This window comes from Roseovarius nitratireducens (genome assembly GCF_002925845.1).
GTDB lineage: Bacteria > Pseudomonadota > Alphaproteobacteria > Rhodobacterales > Rhodobacteraceae > Roseovarius > Roseovarius nitratireducens.
Genome location: NZ_PDNI01000062.1, coordinates 22000 through 37065, shown reverse-complemented (window position 1 = coordinate 37065; position 15066 = coordinate 22000). Strand labels below are relative to the sequence as shown.

Here is a 15066-nt window from a genome sequence, read left to right as displayed (position 1 = left end):
AATGAGCAAGATATGAGCGACGCGAGCCTTCACCAAGCCAGCACCGCGCAGCCCGGAGAGGGCGGCTTTGGTGATTTCTTCGCGCTGTTGAAGCCGCGGGTGATGGTGCTGGTGGTGTTCACCGCGCTGGTGGGGCTGCTGGCCGCGCCGGTCGCGCTGCACCCGGTGGAGGCGCTGGCCGCGATCCTGTTCATTGCCGTGGGCGGGGGTGCCGCGGGCGCGCTCAACATGTGGTGGGAATCCGATATCGACGCGCTGATGAGGCGTACGCGCAGGCGGCCGATCCCGGCGGGCAAGGTGACGCGCGACGAGGCGTTTGCATTCGGCATCACGCTGGCGGCGTTCGCGGTGGTGATGCTGTGGCTTGCCACCAATGCGCTGGCCGCCGCGATCCTTGCCTTCACCATCTTCTTTTACGTGGTGATCTACACCGTCGGGCTAAAGCGCTGGACGCCGCAGAACATCGTCATTGGCGGTGCCGCGGGGGCGTTTCCGCCGATGATCGGCTGGGCGGCGGCAACCGGGACGGTGAGCATCGAATCGGTTCTGATGTTCGCGCTGATCTTCATGTGGACGCCGCCGCATTTCTGGGCGCTGGCGCTGTTCATGCGGGGCGATTACGACGGGGCGGGCGTGCCGATGCTGACGGTGACGCATGGCCGCAAGTCAACCCGGCTGCATATCCTCGTCTATACCGTGCTGCTGGCCCTGATGGCCGTGGGCGCGGCGTTCACCGGGATCGGCGGGCCGGTCTACCTGATCGTGGCGCTGGTGTTCAACGCGCTGTTCCTGCGCGACGCGGTGGCGATCTGGCGGCGCGACGAAGACATGGCGGAGGCCGACGATTACCGCGTGGAGAAGCGCGCCTTCCGGCTGTCGCTGTGGTATCTCTTTGCGCATTTCACCGCCATCCTCGCCGAGGCGGCGCTGGCGGGGCTGGGCCTCGGGGGCCTCGGTTTCGGGGGCTGGGCATGAGCTTTCGCGAGGAACACGAGCTGCACAAGCGCCGGTTCGGGCGCAACCTCGGGCTGGGGCTGGTGCTGGCGGGATTCGTGGCGCTGGTCTTCGGGCTGACGATCGCCAAGGTCTCGAACGAGGATTTCAGCGTGCCGACGCAGCAGGGGGAGGGGAACTGATGGCGCTCGATCCGAAGACAAAGACCGTCACCCGCCTTGTGGGCGTGGTGGTGCTGATGGGCGGGCTCGCCTGGGCCTCGGTGCCGTTCTACGACTGGTTCTGCCGCGTGACCGGCTTTGGCGGGGTCACCGGCGTGTCGGACGTGGCGAGCGAGGACATCCTCGACCAGACCATCAAGGTGCGCTTCGACGCAAGCCGCGAGCGCGGCATGCCGTGGGAGTTCAAGCCCATGCAGCGCGAGATGGAGATTCGCATCGGCGAGACGGGTCTGGCCTTCTACGAGGCCTACAACCCCACCGACCGCGTGGTGGCAGGGCGCGCCAACTACAACGTGACGCCCTACGAGGCGGGCGGGTTTTTCACCAAGATCGACTGCTTCTGCTTCACCGAGCAGGTGCTGCAACCCGGCGAGCGGGTGCAGATGCCGGTGACCTACTACGTTGACCCCGAGATCGTGGACGACCGCGAGGGGCAGTATGTCCACACGATCACGCTGTCCTATACATTCCACGAGATCGACCTGCCGGAAAACCACGCGGCGCTTGCGTCCGGGGAAACAGACGGTACAACGCTGAACTGAGCCTGTGACGAGGGAAGAGACCGAGATGGCACATACCAAGAATCACGACTACCACATCCTGCACCCCTCCATATGGCCGCTTCTGGGCGCGCTGTCGGGGTTCGTCATGCTGTTCGGGGCGGTGCTGTTTTTCCATGACAGCGGGCCCTGGATGCTTCTCGCTGGGCTGGTCGGCGTGATTTACGTCATGTTCGGCTGGTGGACCGACGTGGTCCACGAAGGGCAGACCGGCGATCACACGCCGGTGGTGCGCATCGGGCTGCGCTATGGCTTCATCCTGTTCATCATGTCGGAGGTGATGTTCTTCTCGGCGTGGTTCTGGAGCTTCTTCAAGCACGCGATGTATCCGATGGGCGGCGACGCGCCCGGCTATGCCGACGGGATCTGGCCGCCCGTGGGGATCGAGACCTTCGACCCCTGGCACCTGCCGCTCATCAACACGCTGATCCTGCTGTGCTCGGGCTGTGCCGCGACCTGGGCGCACCATGCTCTGGTGCACGAGAACAATCGGCAGGACGTGAAATGGGGCCTGATCATCGCCATCGTTCTGGGGGCGCTGTTCACGGTGTTCCAAGTCTATGAATACAGCCACGCCGGGTTCGGCTTCTCGGGCAATATCTACGGGGCCAACTTCTTCATGGCGACGGGCTTTCACGGCGCGCACGTGGTCATCGGCACGGTGTTTCTGTTCGTCTGCCTGCTGCGGGTGCTGAAAGGTCATTTCACGCCCGAGCAGCATGTGGGGTTCGAGGCGGCGGCATGGTACTGGCACTTCGTTGACGTGGTCTGGCTGTTCCTGTTCGCCGCGGTCTATATCTGGGGCGGCTGACGGGGTTTCGCCTGGCAAGCGCGGATATTTTTGGCAAGATGAAGATGCGGGGGCCGTCCCCGCATTTTCCTTTTGAGTGTGGATCATGCGAAAGACCCTGATCGTTCCTCTCATCTTCGGCATTGCCGGTGTGGCGGTGCTGCTGGGCCTGGGCAAGTGGCAGCTTGACCGGCTGGCATGGAAGGAGGGTATCCTCGCCGATATCGAGGCGCGGATTTCGGCCGCGCCGGTGGCGTTGCCCGACGAGGCGGAGCCGCAGGCCGACCGCTACCTGCCGGTCGAGGTGACCGGGAGGATCGGGGCGCGCACGCTGCGGGTGCTGGTGAGCCGCAAGCAGGTGGGCGCGGGCTATCGGCTCATCTCGGCGCTGGACACGGGCGGGCGGCGGGTGCTGCTGGACCGGGGCTTCGTGAAGGTGGCGGCGGATATTCCGCAAACCTCTGGCGAGGTGCGCGTCACCGGCAACCTGCACTGGCCCGATGATCGGCTGAGTTCCACGCCCGAGAACGACGTGGCGGGCAACACCTGGTTCGCGCGCGACATCGCGCAGATGGCCGAGGTGCTGGAGACCGAGCCGGTTCTGGTCGTGGCGCGCGATGTGTCGCCGCCGGAACAGGGCGTGACGCCGCTGCCGGTAGACACGGGCGGGATTCCGAATGATCACCTGAGTTACGCGATCACGTGGTTCTCGCTGGCCGTCATCTGGGCGGCGATGACCGGGGCTTTCATCTGGCGGGCGCGGCGCGCCGCGAAAGGGGCAGGGCAATGAGGTATATCTCGACGCGGGGGCAGGCGCCCGGCTTGAGCTTTGAAGAGGCGATGCTGACGGGGCTGGCGCGCGATGGCGGGCTGTATCTGCCGGAGAGCATTCCGCAGATGAGCGCCGACGATATCCGCGCGCTGGAGGGGGTGAGCTATGAGGAGGCCGCGTTCCGTGTGATGCGGCCGTTCATCGGCGATGCCTTTACCGACGACGAGTTTCGCGGGATCATCGCGCGGGCCTATGCGGGGTTTGGCCACGCAGCGCGGGCGCCTTTGAAGCAGTTGGACAGCGGGCACTTCCTGCTGGAGCTGTTCCACGGACCGACGCTGGCGTTCAAGGATTTCGCGATGCAGCTTATCGGGCAGCTTTTCGAGGCGTCATTGACGCGCTCGGGGCGGCGCGTGTGCATCGTGGGGGCCACTTCGGGCGATACCGGATCGGCGGCGATCGAGGCGTTTCGGGGGCTGGATGCGGTGGACGTGTTCATCCTCTACCCGCATGGCCGTGTATCCGAGGTGCAGCGGCGGCAGATGACCACGCCGGGTGAGAGCAATGTGCACGCGCTGGCCATCGACGGGCATTTCGACGACGCGCAGGCGCGCGTGAAGGATATGTTCAATGATTTCGAGTTTCGCGATGGCGTGCGGCTGGCCGGTGTGAATTCCATCAACTGGGCGCGGGTGCTGGCGCAGGTGGTGTATTATTTCACCTCTGCGGTGAGCCTTGGTGCGCCGGACCGCAAGGTGAGTTTCACCGTGCCGACGGGGAATTTCGGGGATATTTTCGCGGGATTCATCGCCAGGCAAATGGGGCTGCCCATCGACCGGCTGGTGGTGGCGACCAATCAGAACGACATCCTGCATCGGTGTCTCAGCACCGGGGAGTATCGGCCCGACGGGGTGGTCCCGTCGATCAGCCCGTCGATGGATATCCAGGTGAGTTCGAATTTCGAGCGCGCGCTCTACTATGCCTACGGGCAGGAGGGTGCCGCCGTGGCGCAGGTGATGGACGAGCTGAAGGCGGGCGGTTTCGCGGTCAGTCAGGGTGCCTTGCAGGCGCTGCGCGAGACGTTCGAGAGCGGGCGCGCCGACGAGGACGAGACCCGCGCCGCGATCCGCGCGACCTGGGAGCGCAGCGGAGAGTTGCTCTGTCCCCATTCGGCAGTGGGCGTGCACGTGGCTGAGGCGCATCGCCACCCCGGCGTGCCGATGATCACGCTGGCGACCGCGCACCCGGCGAAGTTTCCGGCAGCGGTGGAAGAGGCGAGCGGCATTCACGCCCCCTTGCCCGAGCGTATGGCGGACCTGTATGACCGCGCAGAACGTGTGACGCGGGTCGGCAACGACCTGCGCGCCATAGAGACCCTAATCAAGGAACGGATCGCCAATTGAGTGTCAACCTGACCACCCTCTCCAACGGATTCCGCGTCGTGTCGGAGGCCATGCCGGGGCTGCAATCGGCGGCCGTGGGCGTCTGGGTGCTGGCCGGTGCGCGCAACGAGGAGGCCGCGCAGAACGGCATCGCGCATTTCCTGGAGCACATGGCGTTCAAGGGTACGGCGCGGCGCAGCGCGGTGCAGATCGCCGAGGCGATCGAGGACGTGGGCGGCTATATCAACGCCTATACCTCGCGCGAGGTGACGGCCTATTACGCGCGGGTGCTGAAGGACGACGTGCCGCTTGCCACCGATGTGCTGGCCGACATCCTGCGCAACCCGGCCTTTGACGCGCGCGAGATCGAGGTGGAGCGTGGCGTGATCCTGCAGGAGATCGGGCAGGCGCTCGATACGCCCGACGACATCATCTTTGACTGGTTGCAGGAGCGCGCCTATCCCGATCATCCGCTGGGGCGGACCATTCTGGGCCCTGAGGACCGGGTGCGCGGATTTGCCCGGCCTGATCTGGAGGGGTTCGTGGATCGCCATTACCGTCCCGGCCAGATGGTGCTGGCCGCCGCAGGCGCGGTGGATCACGACGCGCTGGTGCGGCTGGCCGAAGGGATGTTCGGCGACATGGCCCCCGCGCCGGTGGCCGAGGCCCCGCGCGCGCGGTTCCAGGGCGGCGAGGTGCGGCGCGAGAAGGCGCTGGAACAGGCGCACATGGCGCTGGCCTTCGAGGGGCCGGACTACGCCCATGACGATATCCACGCGGCGCAGATCTATGCCACCGCGCTGGGCGGGTCGATGTCGTCGCGGCTGTTCCAGGAGGTGCGCGAGCGGCGCGGGCTGTGCTACACGATCTTTGCGCAGGCCGGGGCCTATGCCGATACCGGCATGATGACCATCTACGCGGGCACCTCCGGCGATGCCATCGGTGATCTGGCAACGATCACCATCGACGAGATGAAGCGCGCGGCCGAGGACATGAGCGAGACCGAGATCGAGCGCGCGCGGGCGCAGATGAAGGCCGGGCTGCTGATGGGGCTGGAGAGCCCCGGCAACCGGGCCGAACGGCTGGCGCGGATGTTGCAGATCTGGGGCCGTGTGCCGGACGTGGCCGAGGTGGTCGAACGGATCGACGCGGTCAGTCTGGGCGATGTGCGCCGGGTGGCCGAGACCACGGTGGCGCACGCGCCCTCGGCGCTGGCGCTCTATGGCCCGGTGGCGGGTGCGCCGGACATCGCCACCCTCGACGCGAGGCGCGCGGCCTGATGTTCCTCCTGCCACGCCGGCCCGCCAGGATCGAGACCGAGCGTCTGACCCTGCGCCAGCCGGTGATGGCGGATTTCCGCGACTGGAGCAGCCTGCGCGCCGAGAGCGCCGAATTCCTCATCCCGTGGGAGCCCGCATGGGCCCACGATCACCTGTCGCGCAAGGGATTTTCCAACCGGGTGTGGTGGGCGCAGCGGGCGATCACGGGGGGCAGCGCGCTGCCGCTGTTCCTGTTCCGGCGCGAGGACGGGGTGTTGTTGGGGGCGATCACGCTCGACAACATCCGGCGCGGCCCGGCGCAATCCGGCAATCTCGGCTACTGGATCGGCGCGGCCCATGCGCGGCAGGGCTACATGGCCGAGGCCATCGCGGGGGTGGTGCATCACGCCTTCGGGCGGCTCGACCTGAGCCGGATCGAGGCCGCCTGCCTGCCCGAGAACGCGGCGTCGCGGGGGCTCTTGGAGAAATGCGGTTTCAAGTACGAGGGCGTGGCGCAGAGCTATCTCCAGATCAACGGGCGCTGGCGGACCCATGTGCTTTATGCCGCGCTGCGGGCGGACCGGCGGGGGCGGACCGACGCGGGATGACCGGGGAACGGCGTGGTCTTGGGTATTTGATCCAAGAAGAAGATCAGGGGCAGGTGAGGGCGGCGTCGAGGTCTTCGGGGCCGCGATAGGCGGCGATGGGGGCGCTCATGAGCGCGCCGCCGTCAAGGCGTGTGGCCGCGATCTGCGACCAGCCGGAGACCGCGGTGATCATCTCGGGCGCATCGCCGCAGTGGCGGATGCCGCCGGGGATGAAATCCCAGCCGATCTTGTGGTTGGTGAGGCTGGAGGCATCGGCCACGTGGGTCAGCGCCCCGTCGCGAAAGCGCCAGACGCGCAGCACCTGGGCGAGGTGGGGGCGGTCGATATAGGCGATCTCGACATGCCCGTCGCCGTCGAGATCGGCGGCACCGACGGGGGCGAGCCAGCGGTTGCGCCTGCCGATATGCGGCGTCGCCGCGATGCGTCCGCCGGGGCCGTAGACGGCGAGGCGCGCGCCCTCGCGCAGGCTCGATTCCACCACGATCACCTCTGCCGCGCCGTCGCCGTCGAGATCGGCGAGGCGCGGGGCGATATCCTCGAACACGAGGGTGTCGGGCAGGGTGACGCGGCGCGTGGTGCCGTCATCGAGATTGAGCGTCAGCGCGCCCCATTCGCCGCCCGCGCCCAGCACCCGGTGGCCGTAGCGGTCGGTGGGGTCAGTGTAGTTTGCCGCCGTGATCGCCTGTGCCGCCGCCGTGCCGGGCAGGAGCAGCGCGGCGATCAGGGCAAGGCCGCGCATCGCCTCAGATCTGGCGCTCGGGCATCTGCACCACCAGCCCGTCGAGCGCGTCGCTCACCTTGAGCTGGCAGGTCAGGCGCGAGCGTTCGGGGTCGGGCTCGTAGGCGAAATCGAGCATGTCCTCTTCCATGTCGTCGCGGGGCGGCAGTTTCTCCACCCATTCGGGGGCGACGTAGACATGGCAGGTCGAGCAGGCGCAGGCGCCGCCGCAATCGGCCTCGATGCCCGGGATGCCGTTGTCGCGGGCGCCTTCCATCACCGTCAGTCCGGTGGCCACCTCGACCTCGTGGCGCGTGCCGTTATGCTCGATATAGGTGATTTTCGCCATGATGCGGGACTCTCCCTTTGACAGCAGTTCAACAGGCTACCTAGTCAACCGCCCGGCCCGAGGCCAGACCATTTTTGCCGTGCCGCATGAAAAAGAGTTGCGGCCACAGGTATTTGTTCTATTTCTGTTCTCATGAGTCCCTACCTGCCCCGTCCGCCCGCGGCGCTCGTCGCTGCCCGCCTGCCCGAGGTCCCGGCGGGGGGCCGCGTGGCGGTGGCGGGGCTGGTGATCCTGCGCCAGAGGCCCGGCACGGCGCGCGGCGTGGTGTTTCTCACGCTCGAGGACGAGACCGGGGTGATCAACGTCATCGTCTGGCGCAAGCTGTTCGAGCGGTTTCGCCGCGCGGTGATCGCCGGGCGGCTGCTGCGGGTGACGGGACGGGTAGAGCGGCAGGCCGGCGTGATCCATCTCGTGGCCGAGAAGATCGAGGATATCTCTGACCTGCTCGACCGGCTGGCGGATGCGGACGCCGCGCCGCTTCCCCCGCCGGGGCAAACCGGCTAGACTCGCCGTGACAGCCCTGATCCGGACCGATCCGCCGCCCATGCCCAGCCGCCCGTTCCCCGCCGCCGCGCTGATCCTCGCGCTTGCCGCCTGTCAGCCCGTGCCGCACGCGCTCGTGCCGCCGCCGGGCCTAGCCGAGGCGCCGCCCGGCGCGCCCCCCGGCACCTGCTGGGGCAAGCAGGTCTCGCCCGCCGTGGTCGAGACCGTGACCGAGCAGGTTCAGACCGCCCCCGCCGTCACCGCCGCCGATGGCCGCATCGTCACGCCCGCGCGCTATGCCACCGAGACGCGGCAGTCGATCATCGAGGAACGGCGCGTGCGCTGGATCGAGACGCCCTGCCCGCAAGACCGGACGCCCGATTTCATCGCCTCGCTGCAACGCGCGCTGATGGCGCGGGGGCTGCATGCCGGGCCGGTGACGGGGCGGATGGATGCGCGCACCCGCAAAGCTGTCCGCCGCTACCAGGCGGAACATGGGCTCGACAGCAATATCCTCTCGCTTGCGAGCGCCCGCGCGCTGGGTCTCGTCGCCCTGCCGCGCCCCGAATGAGGCATCACTCACCGGCGCGCAGCCAGCCGGGACGAAGCACCATGATGGTGGGCCGGTCGGGCAGGCTGCGCAGCGAGACCTCGATCTCGCTGGTGCCGGGGCGGTGGATGGCGAATTCATCCTCCATCCCCGCGAGGAACCGCGCCAGCCCGGCGTCGGTGAACCAGTGCATCGGGATGACGATGCTCGCCTCCATCCGGCGCAGCACCGCCATCATCGCGTCGAGCGCCATGGTATAGCCGCCATCCACGGGCGCCATCACCACGTCCATCCGCCCCAGGGCTGCGTATTGGTCCTCGGTCGGTTCGTGGTGCAGGTGTCCCAGGTGCGCGATGCACAGCCCCTCGGCCTCGAACACGAAGATCGAGTTGCCGAGCGGCTCGCGCCCGCCGCTGCCCAGCCGAATATCGGTGGAGACGTTGCGGATCAGCATCGCACCGAGATCGAGGTGATGCTCCACCCCCTCGCCGAAGTGGCCCCAGCCGCGCAGGACATGGGGGATCGCCGGATCGGGATCGGAGGTGAAATTGGGTGGCATGGGCGTGGTTCATGGTCACGACGTCGGGGGTGAACCCGACGCTGCCGAGAAACCCAGCGTAGTCCGTCACCGCCGACAACCCGCCCGCCTGGATCAGGAACGAGGCGTGGCTGACGTAGTGGATGCGCACCGTGTGATCGGGCAGCGGGTCGCGGAAGCTGGCCGCGTGCAGGTAGTGCAGCCCCGGCGCGGCATCTGCGAGGGCGATGCAATGGCTGGGGCGGCGCTCTTGCGCGGTGGCACCGGCGGCGAGCAGGATCAGGGCAAGGGCAAGGCGGATCATCATGCGTCTCCTCTGGTCCGGGCAAAGGATAGCACGGTTTGACGTGGCGTCAGCCCGCGCCCGCCTCTTACTGCGGCTGCGCAGTGGCGGGGATGTGCGAATCGGGCTGTCACGTATCGTTGCCATCAGGCAGGAGCATGATGGACAGCCCCAAGGCGGCGTTCGATCCCGCGCTCAGTCCGCCTCGGCATCGACGCCGGCAAGCTGCGCCGCCTTGGCGCGCCGCGCGCGCGCGGCGGCCACAAGCGCGCGGAAAATCCCCATTTGCCGGCGGGCGTAGAACAGGTGCTCTGGGTGCCACTGCACCCCCAGCGCGAACGGCTCCTCGACCCGCTCGATCGCCTGCACCATGCCGCCGCGATCCCGCGCCGCCACCCGCAGCCCGTCCCCCAGCACGTCGACCGCCTGGCTGTGCAGCGCGTTGATCTTCATCGGCTCGGTCCCGGCCAGCCGCGCCAGCCGCGTGCCGGGCACGATGTTCACCTCCTTGCGCGGCAGGATCGTGCGGCGGTGGTCGCTCGCCTCGTAGGTGGCATAGGCGTCCTGGTGCAGTGTGCCGCCCAGCGCGATGTTGAGCATCTGGCTGCCCCGGCAAATCCCCAGCACCGGCATCCCCCGCGCGAAGGCATCGAGCACCACGCCCCGCTCCAGCGCGTCGCGCGCGGGATCGAGCCGCGCCGAGGTCACGATCCGGCCGCCGTAGAGATCGGGCGAAATATCGTCGCCGCCGCCGATGATGACGCCATCGACCGCGCCCATTTCGGTCTCGCGCCCGGCCTGCCAGCGCCGCGGGCACCCGCCCGCGAGCCAAAGGTTGAGCGCGATCAGCGGGTAGATGCGCCATCCCGAGCGGCGCGAAACGGTGACCCCGATCACGGGGCGCGGCGCGGTTCGGGTCATGCGGTTTCGATCCCTGCCGTCAGCAGGATGCGCCCGGCGCGCGCCGCCCAGTGCTGGCGCGACAGCGTCACCAGCCCGTGATCGTCGAGCCACGCATCCGCCAGCCGCCTGAGCAGCGCATCGTCGCGCGCCACCCGCTCCACCGCCACCCAGCGCCACCATTCGCGGGCCAGCGACCAGTCGGCCTCGTCGATCCGGCAATCGGGCAGGCGGAAATGAAAGGCGGGCCGTGCCGATGTCTTGTCCGTGATCGCGGCGGCGACGCGGGGGCCGTCGAAATGCGCGAAGAGCGGCAGCATGTCGAGCCCGCGATTGCGGCTCGGTGTCAGCTCCAGGTACAGCCCGGTGACGTGATCGCGCGCCGCCCCCGGCCCCGCCTCGATCAGCGCGCGCACGAAATCGGTGGGGTAGGGGTCGGTGAACGGCAACAGGCGGCGCGACTCGTCGATCGGGTAGGCACTGCGCAGCCAGTCCTCGATCAGCGCATAGGCCAGCAGCGGGCGCACCGTGTCGGCATCGGCCCCGCTCGCCACCTCGATGTTGAAATGCACGCCGAAGCCGAAGACGAGCCCCGCGCCGCTGCCCTGCGCACCGGCGTCGCGCAGGGCGTCGCGCAGACCGTCGAGCCGCGCGAGCCCGTCCATGTCCAGCGGTTCGGTGACGATCTCGACCGGCACCACCTCGCGGCCCAGGTCCAGCGCCAGGTCGCGCAGCCGGCTTTTCTGTGCCTTGCGCAGGAAAATGTCGAGATAGACCGCGACATCGCCGATCCCGCTCTCGCGGACAGCCCAGATATGGCTGTCCTCCTGATCGGCGCGCCCGCCCAGCCGGTCGGCCACGATCCGCGCCACGCGCGCCTCGTCGAGCCCGCCCAGCTCGATCTCGACACCCACGCGGCGCGCCTCGCCCTCGGCATTCAGGGGCTGCGGCAGCGGCGCGAATCCGGTCAAGGGCGGGTCGCTCCCGCTTCGGCCTCGATTTCGCGGCGCGGCTTGCGCGCGCGCTCGGTGGCGGATTTGAGCTGTCCGCAGGCGGCCATGATATCCTCGCCGCGCGGGGTGCGGATGGGGCTCGCGTAACCCGCCTTGTAGAGGATATGCGCGAACGCCTCGATCCGCTCCCAGTCGCTGCGCTGATGCGGCGCGCCGGGCCATTCGTTGAACGGGATGAGGTTGATCTTGGCCGGGATACCCGCGATCAGCTTGACCAGCCGGCGCGCGTCGGCGTCGCTGTCGTTCACATCCTTGAGCATCACGTATTCAAAGGTGATCCGCTCGGAATTGCTGAGCCGCGGATACTCGCGCAGGGCCCCCAGCAGCGTCTCTATGTTCCACTTCCTGTTGATCGGCACCAGCTTGTCGCGCACCTCGTCGGTGGTGGCGTGGAAGCTGACAGCGAGCAGGCAGCCGATTTCCTGCGCGGTCCGCGCGATTTCCGGCACGACACCGCTTGTCGAGAGCGTGATCCGGCGGCGTGACAGCGATATCCCCTCGCCATCCATCGCGATCTTCATGGCGTCGCGGACGTTCTCGAAATTGTAGAGCGGCTCGCCCATGCCCATCAGCACGATATTGCTGATGAGGCGGGGCCGCTCGCCCGCGGGCTCGCCCTGTTTGGGCCATTCATCGAGGTCGTCGCGCGCCAGCATCACCTGCCCGACGATCTCTCCGGCGGTCAGGTTGCGCACCAGCTTCTGCGTGCCGGTGTGGCAGAACGAACAGGTCAGCGTGCAGCCCACCTGGGACGAGATGCACAGCGTGCCGCGATCCGTCTCGGGGATATAGACCACCTCCACCTCGTGCCCGCCCGCGATCCGCACGAGGTATTTGCGCGTGCCGTCGGCGCTCACCTGCCGGCTGACCACCTCTGGCACCTCGATCACGAATTTCTCTGCCAGGTCGGCGCGATAGGCCTTGGCGAGGTTGGTCATCGCGTGGAAATCGCGCACCCCCCATTGATAGACCCACTGCCAGATCTGGTTCACCCGCATCCTGGCCTGTTTCTCGGGGGTTCCGGCGTCGATCAACGCCGCGCGCAGCCCCTCGCGCGTCAGCCCGACGATGTTGACGGGGCCGTCCGGGGCCTTGCGGGGAATGGTCAGCACGTCCTGCGTGATCGGTGCGGTCTGGGTCATGGTGCGTCCTGTGGTCGGAATGGCATGTCATATAGGGCATCAAAGGCGATTCCGAAACAGGCGTTGTGCTGGAGAGGGGGAAGTGCCCCCAGCGCTTGCCTGTCTCTCGCGGACCTCACAAACATCCCCCCGGGCGGCTACAGGGCACTGTCCCCAGGGTCCGTAACAGGCCGGATCTAGGCCGTAGGGTGGGGGAAGCCCACCATTGTCCGTGCCGCCGGGTGAGGGGATTGGCACCCAGCCTGCGCTTGCTGCGTGTGCGATGAAGGTAGGGTTTGCGCAGGGAGCGGAGTTTGCAAAGTTTCGAAGTGTAGACGCCCATCAGAACGTGACCGACCCATAGCCGACCTTCACGCCTTCGCTAGCAAACGTCTGCTGCGACGCGTAAAGCTACCGGTCGCCATCGCGTTCGTTACCTTTTCTCGAAGCCAGTAATCCCAGTTTTTCGTACTCTTTCGGGTTGAACCGCCCCGGGTCTGCCGGAGAGTTCATGGTTCAATGATTAGGCTGCTTGTTCGTCAGCGTTCAAGGTTGCGTAGAATTTCTCACGACCCGATTCCTGCGGTTGTCGTGACGGTCTCAGCATCTCGGTGGACCAGATGCGGTGCGAATGCCGGGGTGCAGATCGCTACGTATTCTGTCGGTGCCTCGGGGGTGCTGTAGCGCACCCATTCCCCAGCTTCGCAGATCATCGCCTCGCTGGCGCGGAGGACCTCTGTCGCTGTCTCGGTTTCGACGTGCAGCGCGCCGGAAATCACAATCGTGATCTCCCTGAAATCCGGGCGCTGGCCCGGTTCGGACCAACCGGTCGGACTTTCCATCCGGGCGACAGAGAGGCCGGTCGCGCCGCTCATTCGGCCGGCATACTCGAAAATGGACTTCTCGACTTCGCCGGCGGCGCGAATACGAACCGGGTTTCGGATTATCTGCATGGGTTCATTCCTTGCTCGTGTAATCGTTTTGAAAGAGATGCCGAAATCCGCCATGCTCGCGACGGAAGGGGACAATCTCATCTAGACACCGTCACTTCATCATCCACTCGAGCCTTCGCGGCCTTGAGAACCCCGACGAGCTCCCGAATGTGCTCCTCGCGCGTCTGCCAGTTCGTGATGCTGATCCGAAATGCGGCGCGGCCTTCCCAGCTCGACGGGCCAAACCAGACTTTCCCGGTGCCCACGGCGGCCTCGATTAGCACGCGCGTCTTGTCGTCGCTATCGAGCCGTGCAAGCACCTGGTTCAGTTGCACCGAATTGAGGATCTCGAAGTCATTGGCGCGAAGCTCCGATGCAAGTTGCCGGGCCAAGTCGCAATGCCGGCTCATCATGTCGTCGATCCCGTTGCGCCCAAGTGTGCGCAGCGCGGCCCAGATCGGAATTCCGCGCGCGCGGCGCGAGAACTCGAGGCCCTTGTTGGCAGGCGCATCGATATTGGAGGGCGCATAGGACGCATCGGCATTCATTGCGGCATACAGCGCTTCACTGTCCCGACATATTGCTATGGCACCATCGTAGGGCGTGTTGAGCCACTTGTGACCATCCACAGTCCAGCTGTCCGCGCCCTCGATGCCTTTTGTGAGATGCTTGCGCGCTTGCGTGGCCCGTGCCCAGAGACCGAATGCGCCGTCAACATGCACCCAGGCGCCGGCGGCCTTGGCGCGCGGAACAAGGCGGTCGAAAGGGTCGAATTCCCCAGTGTTCACTTCGCCCGCCTGAAGACACAGGATGGTCCGATGATCCATCGTCGGCAAACGCGCCGGATCAACACGGCCTGAGCTGTCAACAGGCGCCCGCACGAGTTGGTCCTGTCCAAAGCCAAGCAGGCGCAGTGCCTTGATCACAGTGACATGTATGCGTTCGGACAGGATGACTCGCAGTCGGGGCGCGCCGTTCATCCCGTCCCGTTCAACATTCCAGCCGGCGCGCCCGAGCAGCCGACCACGAGCCGCGGCAAGGTAGGAAATTGCCGAGGCACCAGACGTTGTTCCGAAATTGGTGATCGCATCTCGTGGAAGGTCCAACACGTCGAGAACCCACCGCCCTGCAATGGTTTCGATCGCATGGGCAGAGGGCGCCGCCAGAGGCACTGTTGCGCTCTGGTCCCACGCGGAGGTGAGCCAATCGGCAGCCTGCGCCACCGGCAATGTGCCACCGACGACAAAGCCATAGTAGTTCGGTCCGTTCGATACGACAGTGGCCGGTGAACCTATTCTGTCGAGAAGCGCAAGCGTGTCGGCAGCGTCGGTTCCAGCCTCGGGAAGGTGCTCGTCAAGGGCGGCAAGGTCGTCGAGCGCGCGGTCAGTGGGAAATACCCGCCGATTTGGCGCTTCTGAGATATAGTTGAACGCGCGATTTTGCGCATCAGTCAGCAGGTCTTGCGTAGTCATTTTGGGAAGTCCCTTTCTCGGTTCTCATTTCAGGCTGCGCGGGTGCGCTCGGTCTCTTCGTGGTCGCCGAATGACGATATTTGCGTGGCCACGGGATGCGCGTGGGTAATCGGTCCCATGTGGGAGGCGCCATTGATGGCTGCGGCGCGCGGGGTCGGGAT

Annotated in this window: 18 protein-coding genes and 1 pseudogene; 11 read left to right on the top strand and 8 right to left on the bottom strand. The window is 66.8% G+C overall.

The features are described from left to right. The first annotated feature begins 12 nt into the window (after positions 1-12). From cyoE to CRJ03_RS12575, 8 genes are all read left to right on the top strand, one after another. The gene (gene cyoE / locus CRJ03_RS12605) at positions 13-975 is read left to right on the top strand and encodes a heme o synthase (protein ID WP_104019229.1); all 963 of its coding nucleotides are present in this window, start codon (positions 13-15) and stop codon (positions 973-975) included. After that, a complete protein-coding gene (locus tag CRJ03_RS19925) occupies positions 972-1136 on the top strand; it encodes a cytochrome c oxidase system small membrane protein (protein ID WP_164989249.1) in 165 nt (54 codons plus the stop codon). Before cyoE ends, CRJ03_RS19925 begins: the two co-directional genes overlap by 4 nt. Beyond that, complete coding sequence (locus CRJ03_RS12600) at positions 1136-1717, top strand: cytochrome c oxidase assembly protein (protein ID WP_104019228.1); 582 nt, start codon at positions 1136-1138, stop codon at positions 1715-1717. The genes CRJ03_RS19925 and CRJ03_RS12600 overlap by 1 nt, the downstream gene beginning before the upstream one ends. A gap of 25 nt (positions 1718-1742) precedes the next feature. After that, positions 1743-2546, top strand: a complete 804-nt coding sequence (locus CRJ03_RS12595; RefSeq protein WP_104019227.1) for a cytochrome c oxidase subunit 3 — start codon at positions 1743-1745, stop codon at positions 2544-2546. Between the two features lie 85 nt (positions 2547-2631). Beyond that, positions 2632-3315, top strand: coding sequence for an SURF1 family protein (locus CRJ03_RS12590; RefSeq protein WP_104019276.1), 684 nt, complete (start codon positions 2632-2634; stop codon positions 3313-3315). Further along, the gene (gene thrC, locus CRJ03_RS12585; protein ID WP_104019226.1) at positions 3312-4700 is read left to right on the top strand and encodes a threonine synthase; all 1389 of its coding nucleotides are present in this window, start codon (positions 3312-3314) and stop codon (positions 4698-4700) included. The genes CRJ03_RS12590 and thrC overlap by 4 nt, the downstream gene beginning before the upstream one ends. Beyond that, entirely contained in the window at positions 4697-5959 is a 1263-nt protein-coding gene (locus CRJ03_RS12580; protein ID WP_104019225.1) for a M16 family metallopeptidase, read from the top strand. Before thrC ends, CRJ03_RS12580 begins: the two co-directional genes overlap by 4 nt. After that, complete coding sequence (locus CRJ03_RS12575) at positions 5959-6546, top strand: GNAT family N-acetyltransferase (protein ID WP_104019224.1); 588 nt, start codon at positions 5959-5961, stop codon at positions 6544-6546. The genes CRJ03_RS12580 and CRJ03_RS12575 overlap by 1 nt, the downstream gene beginning before the upstream one ends. A 43-nt stretch (positions 6547-6589) precedes the next feature. On the opposite strand, the gene CRJ03_RS12570 is transcribed toward CRJ03_RS12575, so the two are convergent. After that, the gene (locus CRJ03_RS12570; protein WP_129590280.1) at positions 6590-7285 is read right to left on the bottom strand and encodes an FG-GAP repeat domain-containing protein; all 696 of its coding nucleotides are present in this window, start codon (positions 7283-7285) and stop codon (positions 6590-6592) included. 4 nt (positions 7286-7289) lie between these two features. Then, positions 7290-7613 (bottom strand): 2Fe-2S iron-sulfur cluster-binding protein, encoded by a 324-nt coding sequence (locus CRJ03_RS12565; RefSeq protein WP_104019223.1) that lies wholly within the window; start codon positions 7611-7613, stop codon positions 7290-7292. A 132-nt stretch (positions 7614-7745) separates the two neighbouring features. Here CRJ03_RS12565 and CRJ03_RS12560 point away from each other — a divergent pair, with 132 nt between their 5' ends. Together CRJ03_RS12560 and CRJ03_RS12555 are read left to right on the top strand one after the other, a co-directional pair. Beyond that, entirely contained in the window at positions 7746-8117 is a 372-nt protein-coding gene (locus tag CRJ03_RS12560) for an OB-fold nucleic acid binding domain-containing protein (protein WP_104019222.1), read from the top strand. Between the two features lie 40 nt (positions 8118-8157). After that, positions 8158-8667: a peptidoglycan-binding domain-containing protein gene (locus CRJ03_RS12555; RefSeq protein ID WP_104019274.1), complete on the top strand. Its 510-nt coding sequence runs from the start codon at positions 8158-8160 to the stop codon at positions 8665-8667. 4 nt (positions 8668-8671) lie between these two features. On the opposite strand, the pseudogene CRJ03_RS12550 reads toward CRJ03_RS12555, so the two are convergent. Further along, positions 8672-9413, bottom strand: a pseudogene (locus CRJ03_RS12550) (MBL fold metallo-hydrolase). Here CRJ03_RS12550 and CRJ03_RS20335 point away from each other — a divergent pair. Next, positions 9312-9530 carry a hypothetical protein gene (locus CRJ03_RS20335; protein WP_240611667.1) on the top strand — a complete coding sequence of 73 codons (219 nt, stop codon included), beginning with the start codon at positions 9312-9314 and terminating at the stop codon, positions 9528-9530. The pseudogene CRJ03_RS12550 and the gene CRJ03_RS20335 sit on opposite strands and share 102 nt — an antisense overlap. A gap of 132 nt (positions 9531-9662) precedes the next feature. Here the strand turns inward: CRJ03_RS20335 and CRJ03_RS12545 are convergent, their stop codons facing one another. The 5 genes from CRJ03_RS12545 to CRJ03_RS12525 form a co-directional block, all read right to left on the bottom strand. Continuing rightward, on the bottom strand, positions 9663-10388 hold the full coding sequence (locus CRJ03_RS12545) for a gamma-glutamyl-gamma-aminobutyrate hydrolase family protein (RefSeq protein ID WP_104019221.1): 726 nt from the start codon (positions 10386-10388) through the stop codon (positions 9663-9665). Continuing rightward, positions 10385-11338: an amidoligase family protein gene (locus tag CRJ03_RS12540; protein WP_104019220.1), complete on the bottom strand. Its 954-nt coding sequence runs from the start codon at positions 11336-11338 to the stop codon at positions 10385-10387. The genes CRJ03_RS12545 and CRJ03_RS12540 overlap by 4 nt, the downstream gene beginning before the upstream one ends. Next, positions 11335-12522, bottom strand: a complete 1188-nt coding sequence (rlmN, locus tag CRJ03_RS12535; protein ID WP_104019219.1) for a dual-specificity RNA methyltransferase RlmN — start codon at positions 12520-12522, stop codon at positions 11335-11337. The genes CRJ03_RS12540 and rlmN overlap by 4 nt, the downstream gene beginning before the upstream one ends. Positions 12523-13067: 545 nt before the next feature. Beyond that, positions 13068-13508 (bottom strand): cupin domain-containing protein, encoded by a 441-nt coding sequence (locus CRJ03_RS12530; RefSeq protein WP_206018364.1) that lies wholly within the window; start codon positions 13506-13508, stop codon positions 13068-13070. Between the two features lie 23 nt (positions 13509-13531). Next, positions 13532-14905: a pyridoxal phosphate-dependent decarboxylase family protein gene (locus tag CRJ03_RS12525; protein ID WP_104019217.1), complete on the bottom strand. Its 1374-nt coding sequence runs from the start codon at positions 14903-14905 to the stop codon at positions 13532-13534. Positions 14906-15066: the final 161 nt, after the last annotated feature.